At 59.4% G+C, this 14,523-nt stretch carries 9 protein-coding genes; 4 read left to right on the top strand and 5 right to left on the bottom strand.

Going from position 1 to position 14,523, the window contains the following annotated elements:
* Positions 1 to 755 precede the first annotated feature (755 nt).
* Positions 756 to 1,076, bottom strand: coding sequence for a hypothetical protein (locus tag EVC45_RS11065; RefSeq protein WP_129958032.1), 321 nt, complete (start codon positions 1,074 to 1,076; stop codon positions 756 to 758).
* A 270-nt stretch (positions 1,077 to 1,346) separates the two neighbouring features.
* Here EVC45_RS11065 and EVC45_RS11060 point away from each other — a divergent pair, with 270 nt between their 5' ends.
* Positions 1,347 to 3,443, top strand: a complete 2,097-nt coding sequence (locus EVC45_RS11060) for a triacylglycerol lipase (RefSeq protein ID WP_129958031.1) — start codon at positions 1,347 to 1,349, stop codon at positions 3,441 to 3,443.
* 2,657 nt (positions 3,444 to 6,100) lie between these two features.
* Here EVC45_RS11060 and EVC45_RS11055 read toward each other — a convergent pair.
* A complete protein-coding gene (locus EVC45_RS11055) occupies positions 6,101 to 7,075 on the bottom strand; it encodes a ParB/RepB/Spo0J family partition protein (RefSeq protein WP_129958030.1) in 975 nt (324 codons plus the stop codon).
* Positions 7,072 to 8,283: a ParA family protein gene (locus EVC45_RS11050; protein WP_168991442.1), complete on the bottom strand. Its 1,212-nt coding sequence runs from the start codon at positions 8,281 to 8,283 to the stop codon at positions 7,072 to 7,074. Before EVC45_RS11050 ends, EVC45_RS11055 begins: the two co-directional genes overlap by 4 nt.
* Before the next feature lie 1,060 nt (positions 8,284 to 9,343).
* Between EVC45_RS11050 and EVC45_RS11045 the strand changes: the two genes are divergently transcribed.
* The gene (locus EVC45_RS11045; protein ID WP_168991449.1) at positions 9,344 to 10,747 is read left to right on the top strand and encodes a replication initiation protein; all 1,404 of its coding nucleotides are present in this window, start codon (positions 9,344 to 9,346) and stop codon (positions 10,745 to 10,747) included.
* A gap of 130 nt (positions 10,748 to 10,877) precedes the next feature.
* Here the strand turns inward: EVC45_RS11045 and EVC45_RS11040 are convergent, their stop codons facing one another.
* On the bottom strand, positions 10,878 to 12,374 hold the full coding sequence (locus EVC45_RS11040) for a GntP family permease (protein WP_129958028.1): 1,497 nt from the start codon (positions 12,372 to 12,374) through the stop codon (positions 10,878 to 10,880).
* A 2-nt stretch (positions 12,375 to 12,376) separates the two neighbouring features.
* A complete protein-coding gene (locus EVC45_RS11035; protein ID WP_211193402.1) occupies positions 12,377 to 13,420 on the bottom strand; it encodes a patatin-like phospholipase family protein in 1,044 nt (347 codons plus the stop codon).
* A gap of 611 nt (positions 13,421 to 14,031) precedes the next feature.
* Between EVC45_RS11035 and EVC45_RS11030 the strand changes: the two genes are divergently transcribed.
* A complete protein-coding gene (locus EVC45_RS11030; protein ID WP_129958027.1) occupies positions 14,032 to 14,403 on the top strand; it encodes a GFA family protein in 372 nt (123 codons plus the stop codon).
* A complete protein-coding gene (locus EVC45_RS47615; protein ID WP_306770773.1) occupies positions 14,400 to 14,522 on the top strand; it encodes a hypothetical protein in 123 nt (40 codons plus the stop codon). Before EVC45_RS11030 ends, EVC45_RS47615 begins: the two co-directional genes overlap by 4 nt.
* The last annotated feature ends 1 nt before the right edge of the window (position 14,523 follow it).

The raw sequence follows: 14,523 nt of genomic DNA, 5'->3' as shown, positions 1-14,523 counted from the left end.
GTTCAAATCAGTCTATAGGCGACGATTGGGTTGTGGCTGTCTGGACTTGCGCGACGCCAGTCTCATTTGTCATCTTGGTTCCTCGCGTTCCACATTCAGCCCTGTCATCCGATCACGTGGGCAACCCGGAGCATTACCTGGTTGGGTTAAAGGACAGTGACCACAGTCGCAACCTATGCGTTGCCATGTCGGCTCCGTTTATCAGGCATCGTGTCCAACTGCCAGACCGCTTCGCCACGCTGAAGAAAGACTGAGGAAATTGACCCGTCCCACCCTGTCTCGAATGCTTGACGATTCCAGCACAACCTGAAGACAAACGAATGTGCACGCGCATTTGCAGCATGGAATCGGTCCCGTCGATTTGAGCCCAGCTGCCAAATTATTTAAGTTCCCAAACAATTAGTTGTCAAGAGCCTCGCCGCCACAGCGCGTTCGTATCGGGCAGAATCATGGCGCGAGAGTACGCGCGCCAGATCGCTTAACTTGCTGAAGCGGTATATCGCTGCCATCAAAGGCGTTCAAGACTTCGCGCAGTTCACTGGCGGGCTGCCTGTGTCATGCGTGCGTCATTGTCCCCTTTCAGAGTTCGTCACAGGCATCATGGCCGATCAATGTGCTGGCCGTCAATCGCTTCGCGGCGTACCCCGCCAATACACATCTATTCCGTCATCTCTTCGACTTCTATTGGCGAAGAATAAGCGTGGCTATTCTGCTGTACTAATGGCGAACTGCAATGAGCAAAAGTGCTAGAGGTTTCAAGGAATTTTTGTTTCGCCGATGGAGCAGCGGTGATTGTTAAATCGGAATTCTTTCTTATTGAAACCAATGCGCGCGATGGCGAACGTCGCTGGTTGCACAAGCAATGTGCCGGGCGTAGAGTATTCAGCGGACAAATAATTCCCTTTCAGCTTTTTCGGTTCGATGCACCAGGCAATGGCCTGACGAGTCAACTCTGCGAGAGAAGAAAGTTGGCAGTTGCAACGTCGCGGGCCACCACCGGAGCGTTCATCGTTTGTCGGTCCGTCAGCGCGCCGTCTGCGTCGGAAACTAGCGGATTCTTTCTGCCATTCAGCCATCACAACGGTCCACAGCATAATGACTGATGCGGTACCGCACACGACTGAACTCAATTTCACGCGCCTCGAAACGCTTAGTGCCGGCAAGCGCTTCGCGCGCCGCGATTGTCACGGCGATCGATCGAACGCGATGCCGTGGCGTCTTCCATCGCCGCATGCGCGTATGCTCGTTGGCCCAGGTCGTCTAACGTTACGCGGTTCGCGATTGCTTGGACGCGCCGGCGTCGGCGTAGCCCGGCAGCTGTCTCGCACCAATCGGTTCGACGCATCATGACGCGCGCGCTCGCATCGTGGATATCGCGGTGCGCAACACTTGCGGTGCTCGCCAGCGGTTTTCTGTCCGGTTGCGCGATGGTGACCGTCAGCTCGCAAGGCCCCGCGCAGTACATCGCGATGCGCCGCGGCGATATTCTGTCGACCGGCCGTCTGAGCGCCGCGACGCGAGACACGCTGCACAGCGCGGCACTCGACGAGAGCACCTGCCAACGCGAGCCACTCGATTGCATCAATACGATCTCGACCGTCGGGGGAATCAATACCGACCGGCGCTTGGCGAGCCTCGCCGAATTGTCGTTGCAGATGGCCATCACGAACACGCCCGCCAACGCCACCGAATGGAGCGACGCGCAATTCGATCTATGGCTCAGGGCCGCGCGATTCTCTTATGCCTTTCTATTCCTCGGCGAACGCACTGCCGGCGAACGTGCATTCGAAGATCGTCAGACCCAGGTCCGTGACTACTACAACTATGCGGTGCAGGAGCTTGCCCGCGCGCTGTTTCTGCGCGGCGCGCTGGCGACCGATGACGGCAACCGCGAGCCGGGCACGCAGTACATCGCCGGCTGGTCGATTCGTCTCGACCTGAGTCGGACCCGGCTACCGGAGGGCGTGCGCGAACCGCGCGAAGTCATCCCGGCCTCGCGGCTGTCGTTCGCGGGGATACGAAGTATTTATCGACGCGATGGTTTGGGCGCGGAACTCGTCGCGGTGATGAATGTGCCGTCGCCTGAGGAGGAAGCCGACGCGGGTGGCGATGTCGGAAGCAATGCCGCGGACGATCGCGGTGGTCATGTCAGCGCCGATACCGGAGCGACCACCCGCGCCGTGGGTGGCTCGAACACACGGGTCAAAGCCGGCGCGTTGGCAGGGGCCGCGGGACGGCCGAGGTCAGCGTCGCGCTTTTTCACCGAGATGCCGTCGCCGAACGTCACCGCGTTGATCTGGTTCAGTCAGGGCACGCTCGAACAGGTGCTTGCCTCCCGTGATGTCGTGCTGTCCGTCTATGACCCGTATCGCGATGCCAGTGTCGAGCGACACGGCCAAACTGTGCCACTGTCGGCCAACTTCAGCGCGGGCTATGGCATCTGGCTCGCGCGCTCGGGTTTCGCCGGGCAATCGTTGCGCGCGCTGTTTGGACGCGCGCGCGGCATCGATGCGCCGCGCATCTACATGATGCAACCGTTCGATCCCAATCGACGGATCATTCTGATGCTGCACGGCCTCGCAAGCAGCCCCGAAGCATGGGTGAACGTCGCCAACGATATTCAGGGCGATGAAGTGCTTCGGCAACATTTCCAGGTGTGGCAGGTCTACTACCCGACCAACGCGCCGATTCTGGTCAACCTTATCCGCATCCGGCGCGCCACCCAACAGACGCTCGCGCACTTCGATCCAGACGGCACGGCGCCGGCCTCGCGTGGCATGGTGCTGATCGGCCACAGCATGGGCGGCGTTATCGCGCGACTGCTCGTGTCGACTTCCGGCGATGCGCTGTGGGAGACCTTCACGGACAAGTACGTGCCCGAAGGGACCGATATCGATCGTGAGGACGAGCGGCTCAACCGGCTGCTGAACTTCACGCCGATGCCGCAAGTCGAGCGCGCCATATTTATCGCGGCACCCCACCGAGGCACACCGTTCGCGAGCAACCGGTTGTCGCGCTGGGCGGCCAACCTCGTGCGTCTACCGCTTGCCTTGCTGAACGAGATCGAGGAAGTGATGCAGACGGCGACGAACAGCGAACCGCAGGGCCAGACCTTCCACGTGCCGAACAGCATCGAACAGCTGCGGGAAACCGATCCGTTGATTCGTGCGACGTCGAAGTTGCCGATCAGCCCGCAGGTCTGCTTCCATTCGATCATCGCTCGGCGCCGCGCCGACGGGCCGCTGGAAGACTCCAACGACGGCGTCGTGCCCTATCGCAGCGCGCATCTCGCGGGAGCGCTGTCGGAGACGATGATCGTTGCAGGGCACAGCGTGCAGGAGACGCCGCAGGCGATCCTCGAGATCCGACGGATCTTGCTTGAGGATATCGCGCAGATCGACCGGCGCGGGGCGGTTTGCACGGAGGCTGGGTTGGCGAAATGATGGCGGGGGCGGGGTGGGTCTTGCGACGGCTCGGGGTTGACGAGGTCACTGTGGCAGCGCTTGGTTCGGACTCGCCGGGTATCGCTCGCTCCGACTCAGGCCAGTGAGATCGTGGCAAGCTTGGAAGCCTGGTCCCGACGCGCGGTTGCATCGGCGGGACACCGAACGATCACTTGCGGCACGTGAAATTCATTCGCTACAAATTACGTATTAAACGCTACGGATTGACGAGCTACCCACGTTCATTTCGCCGTCTTATCGCGTTTTATGTGCGTTGCCGCCTGTCGCGCACTAATTTCGCGATTTTTCGTGAAACAAACGCTGTCCAAGGTAAAAAATGGCTTTTAAAACAAAAGGTTGCCGCATCGCGTAGATGTTTCACTATGTTTCACGGTGGGTCGGTTGGCGAGAATGGCCGAAGAATGATCCGTTCGCGCTCGTATTGGCTAATACTCGCTCGTTTTTCGATATTTAGTTCGTGAAAATCATCCAGTCGTTCTGTCCCCGGATATTTAGGGCTTGCCCGTGTCCGACGTTCGTATTCGCTTAGGCTCACGTTTCTTGCAACGCGCTTTGCGATCGAGAGTCGCTCGGGTGTCGGACTAGGTCATTCGCCATCGTCGGTTACTCAATGTCGCGGGACGGTCCCGTGAGTCGACTCTTTACGGGTGCGATGACTTGTCCGTTGCCCTCACCTCTCCCGCCGATCGTGGTGCTGTGAATTTCTTGCTGCGGGGCGGGAACAGCGATCATGATTGGGTGACGCGAAGTTCGCCCATTCGGTTGGCCCGACATACGGAAGGGGACGGGGATCATCAACTACAGTCCATGCTCTCGTTACTCCAAGCGCTTGCACAATGATGAGTCACACAGGCGCGATTCATCGTTCCAGTCCATCAAGGACCATCCCACCCGCGGGTAAGCCGATCGGCAGGCCTGCTGACTGCCAGCCATAGTCTTAGGTATGTGCTCTCGCTGACGGCGCTGTGACGTTGGTTCAATGCGAGTTCTACCAAGAGCTTCGCGGCCGGCGAGTGTCAGCAATTGGTTTTCTGGTCGTCGGGCGAGGACCGGTGCGGCAGCAGATGCGAGTCGTGGTCAAGTGGACGCCTCACAGAATCAGAGACGCACCGCATTTGCAGAGATCTAGACCTGCTTCGATCGTGAGGGATCTCGACGCACGGTTCAGCATCCCTTATCGCGACATTCGAATAGCAAGTGGCACCGGCGCACATCGAGGTATGTGTTGTGTTCGCGGAGGCACGCTGAATTCCCGGCAATCCTTCGCGCATCGGTCCATCCTGATTTCATCGCGATCGTCCAGAACGGTTCCCCTACAGCAAAGTCCGCGTGGCTTGCGGTCGATAAGCGTTGGCCTTAGCGCTGTGCGCATCAGTTGCCCCAGGTACGCCGGGCCCGTGAAGGATCGGTGTGAGATCGCGACGATTTTTTCATCGGGGTTGCCGCGATCGACGGCTCCATGATGGACGCAGCGCTTTATGGAAGGGCCATGTTCAACCCAGTCTGCGTAGTTTGACCTGTGTGGCGAGGTCGACGATGGTCTGCGCAATCAGCAAACAGATTCCGCTGATCACGCATTTCGGTGACAGGTGGCATCCGGTTGGTGAGTGGGGACTCGATCGCATGAGCGGCAGCTTTCTCGTCGACAAGAATGTGACTGACGAAAGTTGCAGGAAATAGCACCGACGAATCGCGCGGACGTGGCGTTAGATTGAGAATGACCGTGGAGGGCGTTCAGGGAGAACTATTTCGAAGTGGAGAAGGCGGGCGCTCCATCACCTTCGTCATTTGGCGACTGTGCGACTTTGGGTGTGTCACGGGCAAGAACCGGTCAACGAGACACTTGAAGGCTGATGTTGCGACCGGCGCACGCAAAGCCATTGCTGAATCACCGCTGCGCAAATCGTTCCGCGAATCGCCCCACAGATCGCGCAAGGCACGAAGAGAGTTCGATCGCCGGCACGGCCCTCTTGCATCAATACCAGCCAAGGTCGTCAGCAGTGTCTATAGTCTATGCACTCAGATGGTCTCGGGGATGTCTGCCGACCGAGTGTCTAGACTCTAGACACTCTCGAACCCCGGACCACTGGGCGGCCCTTTCTACATGACAACCCGTCCATCAATCAGCTTGCATTCGGCTGCGCCTAAAACATCCGTCCGATCAACTGCCGTATCTAAACTTCATGCGCCTCGATGATGACCGCGGTCTTGATGTTGATCGTGAAGTTACCGACATCCTTCGCGATCACTTAGATCGCGCCGGGGGTGTCGGCCGACCAGTGTCTAGACTCTAGACACTCTCGAACGCCGGACAACTTTGCCGAGCCAAGAAAAGCGCGCACTGGGTGAGCCTTTCTACACTACAAACCAACCATCTAATCAGCTCGTTTTCGGCTGCCATTGGACATCTGCCCGATCAAGTGCCGTATCTAGACTTCTTGCACGTCAATGATGACCCCGGTCTTGATCTTGATCGTGAAGTGACCAACATCCTTCGCGATCACTCAGCTGGTGCCGGGGGAACCTGCCGACCGAGTGTCTAGACTCTAGACACTCAAGAACCCCGGACCACTTTGCCTGGCCGAAAAAAAGCCCGCACTGGGCGGGCCTTTCCACACGACAAACCAACCATCAAATCAGCTCGTTTTCGGCTGCGATTGAAACATCTGTCCAATCAACTGCCGTATCTGAATTTCTTGCGCCTCGGTGATGACCCCGGTCTTGATCTTGATCGTGAAGTTACCGACATCCTTCGTGATGCTTCCAGCGTGCTCTCGACCTGCAAAAAACTTCTCGATACTGCGTCCGCTAGTACCTGCCGACGTAGTCTGACGTGTCGCCAGAGCAGTGATCGCCGCAGCGACCTTGCCTTGCTCCATCTCGCCTCTCACCAACAGCGGCCAAATCTCGCGGGCGGCCTTAACGCCATCCTCGCCATGCTTTTTAATGGCGGCCGCAATTGCTTGCGCCGCGGTCCCACCCAAAAGGCGCGGCTGAATGTCGAGATCTTTCTTGATGAAGTCCGGCAGATTATCGAACGACAGGAACTGATACAGACCCGCCCGCGACAATCCCATCGCCTCCGCCAGTCGCGTGCGATTCGGGAATTCCGTTTCCGATCGCCGGATCGCTACCCCGATTTCATAATCGGCAAGGTCGTCGCGGCTGATGTTTTCGACCATCGCCAGCACGGCCATGTCTGAGTCGGAGCAATCCGCCACCACGGCCTTGATCGTGTCCAGTCCCAACATCTTGTGCGCACGCCAGCGCCGCTCCCCGGCGACGATCTGATAGTCGTCTGCGATACGACGAACCACGATCGGCTGCATCAGCCCCACTTCCCGGATCGACTCCGCAAGCTCGGCCAGCTTTACTTCGTTGAACACTCGACGCGGCTGCCAGGGGTTCGGCAGGATTCCCGCCACCGCCAGTTGCGAAGCGACGCCAGTCGATTCCAATTCCTGCACGCGAAGTTGCGCAACGGCTAGCGCACCGGCCAGGCCGGGCGCCGTCTGCGTGCGGTTGCTGCGCTTAACCTCGTCTTCGTTGATCGACGAAGTTTTGCGAATGCCGGACGTCTTGGCCAGCAACTGTTCTCGCATATTGCTCATTGCGCGTTCCTCCATTTTTCCGAATAGATCTCGTCGATCCAGCGACAGTAGTCGACCAGAGGCTGCCGCACGCGTTGCAGCGACTTGGCCGCGCTGTGATTGCTGCTGATGTCGAAAACGGTCGAGAACGCCAACGCCCCGGTGCTCATCACGGAGCTAGCCGGAACCTCGATCGAGTGCAGCCAGTTTTCGTACGCGCTTTGCGCCCACGCACGGACGATCGGCGCCGACGAGTTCCGCCCATAATCCACCCGCGACAACACGAGCGACACAAAGTCGTATTTCTTGTCCTTCTCGAATTTGATGAAGCTTTTGGACACGTCCGAGAAAAGTCGCCAGAACGACAACGAACTGATGAAGTCCAGGTTTTCCGGCACCATCGGCATCACCATCGAATCCGCCGCCATCAGCGCGTTCAGATTGAGGTACGACAGCGACGGCGACGTATCCATCAGAATGTAGTCGTACTTCTTGCGCAGCGGCTCGAGCCCTTGACGAAGCACGGTCCAGAAACGAAATCCTGGCCGGATCTTTTGCATTGCAGGCAGATGGAACTCCGCTCCGATCAGTTCCGTGTGCGCAGGGATTACGTCGATACCGTCCCAGTATGTCGATTGAATCCGCCCCTCGAGGCCGCCTTCGATGTCCTGGTCATAGACGTACGGCAACACCGTGTCTTCAGGCGACACGTCTTTTTCCGCGTACAGGCCGCATAGTTCCGAAAGCGATGCCTGCGGATCGAGATCCACCACCAACACTTTGCGTCCACGCAGGGACAACCCCTGGGCCAGGCACATCGTCGTCGTGGTCTTGGCGGAACCGCCTTTGAGCTGCGCGGTGATAATGATCTTGCCGTCGGGCTCCTTCAGCCGCGTGACCAACGGAGTCTGGTAGATGTCGGAAATCTTTTGCACCCAGATCCGCGCTTCTTCCAGCGTAAAAGTCCGGGTGCGGCCCGTGCCGGCCGCAGTGCCCGAAGGCAGTTCTCCATCGCCTTTGGTCGCGAGATACTGAACCTGCGAGTGAGAGACGTTGCACATCTCCGCAATCTCGCCGGTCTTGAAGACAGGAGCCGTTTTTCGAGGACGCGGAGCCAGAATCGTGTCACGCAGCTCATTAGTAAAAATGGTGACTTTTTCTGCGAACTCACTGATCTGCTCAAAGTGAACGGTTCGGTCTACGGCAGGAAGTTGGCTCGTTCTGACCATTCTGAGGTTTATCCATAAAATTCCAGAAACCTCAGAATACAGGAAATACTTGAAAATAGCTTTTTAAATTACTGTTTTTATGTGGATTTTTCGCAAAGTTCTGCATTTTCACATCGGTTCGGTAGCGTGATTGCCGTCGAAACTAAACGAACCTCGAAGACACGGAGAATTCGAAGGCACAAATGACCTCACCTTGCTCCGCGCCCCGAGCGCCGAAACAGGCGCGCATGCTCAAAACTTAGGCACTTGGTGAGGTCATTTGTGCACTTTCGCATTTTACGGAGGGCCGCCAGAACGACCTCCAGCACAACCGACCTCACCATTATCAGGATTTCGGCGTATCTCGGCGAGCGCGCAGCCCATTTGAAGCGCAACTGCACAATCAACCTCACCTACGAAAGCCCCCAATCCATCGGCCACGGTCTGTTAGCCGAGGGCCCGGAGACTTAATCAAGGGTGCCGATCGCAATAAATGCACAACCAACCTCACCTTAGATACGTCGACACCGTAAAGCTCGCTCTACCCATCGCACAATCAACCTCACCATGCTGCATTGCGCAATCTGAATCACCAATCTCAGTAATTGTTGTAGAGCCGGGTTTGTAGGTTTTTTTTAAACGACAGCAAACCAACAAACCTACGCAGCGACACGATATTCAATCTGATCAAACACTTAAGTTCCCAAAGGTGAGGTGCGTTGTGTCAAAGGTGAGGTTTAGTGTGCTCGCTGGTGCGGTTGGTTGTGCAGCAAGGTGAGGCCAATTCCCCACCAGGGTGCGGTTCGCTGTGTGTGACCAGATCCTGGATCTCGAAGGTGAGGTGGGTTGTGCACCTGCGGAGAAACGAGCCTGGAAGGCTTGTCGCATAAGGCCCTCCCGCCCGAAAGACCTCCTGCATGGTGAGGTTCGTTGTGTGCATGGTGAGGTTCTGTGTGCGAAATCGCTGAATCGAAGCGGGAACCGCACCCGCGCCGCGCTCGTTCTGATGGTGAGGTTCTGTGTGTTGACAGCTCACCACCGCCTGCTTACAGTCCCGTGAGCGAAAAAGTGGATGAAGAACATGGGCGCGGACAATCCGGAAGAGGGCAGGTCGAAAGCGACGTCACGTCAGATGGCGCTTGCGCTGTTCGAAGACATGTTCGATCAGGGATTGCGCATCAACGAGGCCAATCGCGAGATCGGTTATCAGCGCAATGATTTCTTCACGGAAATCGTCAACATGGGGCTGCCGGCGCGGCGCTTCCTCGATGCCGCGTACTTCATCGTTGCCCAGGAGCCCGAGCAGCGCGATCAGTACGATGTCGAACTCAACTACTTCAAGTGGCTGATGCGATACGACAGCCGCAACCTGAAGCATTTGCGCACGATCGCCGACGAAGCCCAGAACGCCAAAGTCCGCGTGACGAATACGCCCGCGGACCGCGATCCCAGTGAAGACGATCTGTGGGTGCAGGTTCAGTTGATCGGCATGGTCGGGTTCCATCGTGGACGTATGCGTTTCGACGTTCATCCACGGCTGGTGCCACACATCCGCGATCCGCAGAAATCGCACTGGCTGAGCTTGCGCATTTCCACCGCGTTTACGCGCAGCCTCGCGCGCGCGATCTACGACAAGGTTTTGCCCAACGTGCCCGCAGGACGCACCGACTGGATCCAACTCGAGGAGATGCGCAACTGGCCCGGCAAGATGGGCGCCAACGCCGCCATCTTCAAATATTTCAAGCGCGACTGGCTCGAGCCGGCGGTCCGCGAGATCAATGACGTGTCCGACGTCGAGATGTCCTACGAGACGCGGACGGCTTCCACGACGTCGAAGAAAATCGACCGCATCCGCTTCCTGCTCAAGCGCAAGGACACCGCCGACGCGGTACTTGCGAGCCTTGCCGACGCGAGCCATCTGTACAAGATTCTCACCGACGAATTCGGGCTGTCGACCAAGCAGTTCACCGAGATTTCGGAGAACCGCGAACTCTGGACCGACGAACGCATCCAGCAGGCCGTCGAATACACGCGCTTCAGGATCAAGCGCGGACAGGTCAAGAAGAGTCCCGCGGGCTACCTGATGCGCGCGCTACGCGACAACTGGAAGATCTCCGACGCCGAGCGCACGATGGTCGACGTGCAGGCCAAACTCCTCGCCGACGAAGCGCAGGAACAGGCGGTCAATACCGAAACGAGAAAGACCGTAGCGCACAGCATCGCGACGCGCGAAGAAGAAGTGCGCGCGCGCATGAACGAGGATTCGCGCAAGGGCCGCGACCATTTCAACGCCTCGGATGCGAAGACGCGCAAGGAACTGATGCATGCGTGGACGACGTCGCGCGAAGGCAAGCTGATGCTGCGTCGGATGAAGCTCGAAGCGTCGACGGTCACCGAAGATGCGATCTTCGCGAATACGGAGCTGGTCTGGTATCTGGGGCAGTTCGTGTTCGGCCGGATGAACGCGGCGCGCGCGGCCGCGTGAAGTGGGGTGAGCCGGAAAACCGCAGGAAAGCGGCCCGAACTCAGCCGACCGGCATAAAGAAAGGGGTCTTGCGCTGACGGACAGCAACGTCAGTACAAGACCCCTTGATACTTCAGGCCGCTCAGAGCGCTCAGAACGAGCCGACCAGAGAGCCCAGCACGATCACCACCACCAGCGCGAGCAGCGCGCCGAGAATCCCGACGATCACGATGTCGCGATAGCTTTCACGGTGATTCGAGCCGCATACCGCCAGCAGCGTCACGACCGCGCCGTTATGCGGCAGGCTGTCGAGGGTGCCGGAGGAAATCACGGCCACCCGATGCAGCAGCGCCGGGTCGATGCCGTATTGCGCGGCCAGTTGCAGATAGGTGCTGCCGAGCGCGTCGAGCGCGATGGTGAGACCGCCTGAGGCCGAGCCGGTCAAAGCCGCGAGCAGATTGGTCGCGACCGCGAGCGATACGAGCGGACCCCCGCCGATGCCGAGCACCCATTCGCGCACGAGCGCGAACGCGGGCAGCGCGGCGATCACCGCGCCATAGCCGACCAGACTGCCGACGCTGAGCACCGGCAGCACCGATGCATTCGCGCCCGCGTCGATCGTCTCGCGCAGCGCCGGCAGGCGACGCCGATTGAGCAGCACGAGCACGACGATCGCGACGGTGAGCGCCACGCACACGCCCCACACCCCGCCGACCGCCGCAAGCGACGTCTCGCCCCAACGGACGTCGGCCAGATAGTCGGCGTCGATGCGCGGCAGCACGATCACGTTCATCACGAAGTTCGTCAACACGACGAGCACGAGCGGCGCGACCGCGACGCCGAACGACGGCAGAGCCTCGCTGACATGCCCGCGCTTCGCTTCTTCCGGATCGAAACTCTGCGATACGCTCGCGCGCTCGCGCACGAGGTTGTCGCTGGCCGGCGCCCTCGTGGATTTCACCGCCGTGTCGAGTCCGTCGAATCCTTCGTTGGCCGCCTTTGCGCGCGATTGCTGCAAGGACAACCACCAGAGCCCGAACACCACCATCACGATACTCGCGATGATGCCGAGCCCCGGCGCCGCAAACGGCGTCGTACCAAAGAACGGCATCGGGATCGCGTTCTGGATCGCCGGTGTGCCGGGCAGCGCGGACATCGTGAACGTCGAGGTGCCGAGCGCAATCGCGGCCGGCATCAGACGGCGCGGAATATTGGCGGCCTGGAAGAGGGCGGTGGCCATCGGCGCGAGCACGAAGAACGCGACGAAGAGGCTGACACCGCCATAGGTGACGAGCGCGCCACCGATCACGACGGCGAGAATCGCCCGATGCGCGCCTAGCTTCTGCGTCATGTAACTGGCGATCGCCTTCACCGAGCCGCTGTCCTCCATCAGCTTGCCGAACAGCGCGCCGAGCAGGAACAACGGAAAGAATTGCGCGAGAAAACGCGCGGCGCTGAGCATGAAGGTCTGGGTCCAGTGCGCGAGAACCGGTTCGCCCGAAATCGCCGCGGCCAGCATCGCGGCGAACGGCGCGAGCAGCAGCACGGTCCAGCCGCGATACGCGAAGCCGATCAGCAGCGCGAGACTCGCGAGCATGCCAAAAAGCCCGAGACCGATCGCGAGCGGTGACAGGGTGATGACGTCCATGGTCAGACTCCGTCGAGCAGCGCGTCGAGATCCAGCGAGGAACGCACGCCGATCGAATCGGCGTGCTCGGTGAGGAACGCCTCCGCCGCACGTCGGCCTTCGTCGCGCAGCATCGTCAGAAAGCTCCACTCGGCGTTCAGCTTCGACGAGTAGCCGAGCTCGGTCATCAACTCGCTCGAGATCCGATGGATGCGCATCTCCGCCCAATGGCGGCCTTCGTCGCTGCCGGCGTCCGCCGCGCGGCGCAGTAGCGCGATCATACGCAGCTCTTTCAGCAGCGGCGCGTTGAAGGCGACTTCGTTCAGACGGCTGATGATGTCGCGCGCGGTGCGCGGCGTTTCATTCCGCTCGACGGGATTGACCTGGATCAGCAGCGTGTCGCTCGACGAGCATTCGCGTACCAGCGGCGTAATGGTCGGATTGCCGGCATAGCCGCCGTCCCAGTAGTCTTCACCGTCAATCTGCACCGCCTGGAACAGCGTGGGCAGACAGCCGGAGGCGAGCAGCACGTCGGGCGTCAGGTCGGCATTGCGAAACACGCGCGCCTGGCCCGTGCGCACCCGCGTCGCGGTGATGAACAGCTTGATGGGCGCGTCGCGCAGATGCGCGAAATCGATCGAGTCCTCCAGAATCTTCGCGAGCGGATGCACGCCGCGCGGATTCAGGTCGTATGGCGAAAATACCCGTGCCGCGAGGTCCATCGCGATGAACAGCGGCGAGTAGTCTAGTGTCCAGCGGCCCATCAACACGTCGAACGGGCTGCGGCGAAACGGGCTGTACACCGATGCTTCGAATACCCGCCGCCAGAACGCTTCGAGCGCGGCGCGCGCGCCGGCCGCGCCGTCGACCTGGTAGCCGCTCACCAGCACCGCGGCGTTCATCGCGCCGGCTGAAGTACCCGATATACCTTCGATTTGCAGCCACGACTCTTCGAGCAAACGGTCGAGGACGCCCCATGTGAAAGCACCGTGCGAACCGCCGCCTTGCAACGCAAGGTCGATGAGGGCGGTTTCGCGGTGGGCGGGTTGGTTTTTTGTGGCAGCCAAGACGACTCCGGTAGTGAGGAGTGCTCCATTCCGCGAGCTGACGCCGCATGCACGGCGGACGATTGAACTGCTGGCCAATGCTTTGAACTACCGAATGACGTGCGGCGTGTTTCAAAGGAGAAACATCGCACTGCACCATGGGTATTGGAAGTGGCCCGTGATTAAAAGTCAAGCGTATTCAACTTTGATTCACGGAGCTTACGAGCGGTGGATGTGCGGCGTCATTGCCCACTTGCTCACGCCGCACGGTTGTGGTTGGCAATGCCGGTCTATCCGGCCAGATATATAAAGCCGCTTGGTCATGCCGAGGTCAAAATTAGCGTGTAGAGCGCCCGGCCGGCGCGCCCCGCCGCGCCGCTTACCTATTCATGTACAAGCGGAGTATCTTTGCAGGGGGAACACGACAATGCGGCGTCGCGAAGTCGCCCGCGTGATTCGTTTGCGCGTTCTGCTTAAATGCAAATTCGCGCGTTTATTTTTGCTGTTTCGCATTGCGCTAATCGCGGCTTATTGCAATGTAATGTATCGTCTCGGCGGCCGGATACATTACGACATAATTCGACTGATGAACCAGGCTATAAAGCAGGCATCGTCAAATCACGGAGAGCATCATGAGCGCCGAGTTGCTGCAAGGTTCCTGTCACTGCGGGGCCGTCAAGTTCGAAGTTCGCACCGAAATCGTTCCGGCCGGCCGTTGCAACTGTAGCCTTTGCCGCCGCAAGGGCGCGCTGATGACGCCCCTCTTTCCCGCCAGTCAGCTGAAGATTCTGAGCGGCGAGGATTCGCTGACGCTGTACCAGTTCAACACCAAGGTTGCGAAACACTACTTCTGCAAGCATTGCGGCATCTATCCTTTTCATCAGACGCGCAAGGATCCGCAGCAATGGCGCGTCAATATCGGCTGCCTGGACGGGGTCGATCCTTACGCGCTCGAAGCCAGCGTGGCCGACGGCGCGAGTCTTTCCGTGGTGGAGGACGCATGAAACGCCTCTTTGCGATCATCGTGTTCGTCGCGGGTGGCTTCGCCGCCGAACTCGCGCATCCGTTGCAGTGTTCATTGGTCCAATCGAGCGGCGTGCAACTCAAACGCCGCGGCAGATAGT

The sequence above is a fragment of the Paraburkholderia sp. UYCP14C genome, from assembly GCF_004197395.1.
Classification (GTDB): domain Bacteria; phylum Pseudomonadota; class Gammaproteobacteria; order Burkholderiales; family Burkholderiaceae; genus Paraburkholderia.
This window is presented reverse-complemented; position numbering and strand designations above follow the sequence as displayed.

Bases quoted from the DNA above. Each gene is read 5' to 3' on its own strand.
- EVC45_RS11050 (WP_168991442.1), bottom strand. From the start codon at position 8,283: ATGGTCAGAACGAGCCAACTTCCTGCCGTAGACCGAACCGTTCACTTT.
- EVC45_RS11040 (WP_129958028.1), bottom strand. From the start codon at position 12,374: ATGGACGTCATCACCCTGTCACCGCTCGCGATCGGTCTCGGGCTTTTT.
- EVC45_RS11045 (WP_168991449.1), top strand. From the start codon at position 9,344: ATGGGCGCGGACAATCCGGAAGAGGGCAGGTCGAAAGCGACGTCACGT.
- EVC45_RS11055 (WP_129958030.1), bottom strand. From the start codon at position 7,075: ATGAGCAATATGCGAGAACAGTTGCTGGCCAAGACGTCCGGCATTCGC.
- EVC45_RS11065 (WP_129958032.1), bottom strand. From the start codon at position 1,076: ATGGCTGAATGGCAGAAAGAATCCGCTAGTTTCCGACGCAGACGGCGC.
- EVC45_RS47615 (WP_306770773.1), top strand. From the start codon at position 14,400: ATGAAACGCCTCTTTGCGATCATCGTGTTCGTCGCGGGTGGCTTCGCC.
- EVC45_RS11060 (WP_129958031.1), top strand. From the start codon at position 1,347: ATGACGCGCGCGCTCGCATCGTGGATATCGCGGTGCGCAACACTTGCG.
- EVC45_RS11030 (WP_129958027.1), top strand. From the start codon at position 14,032: ATGAGCGCCGAGTTGCTGCAAGGTTCCTGTCACTGCGGGGCCGTCAAG.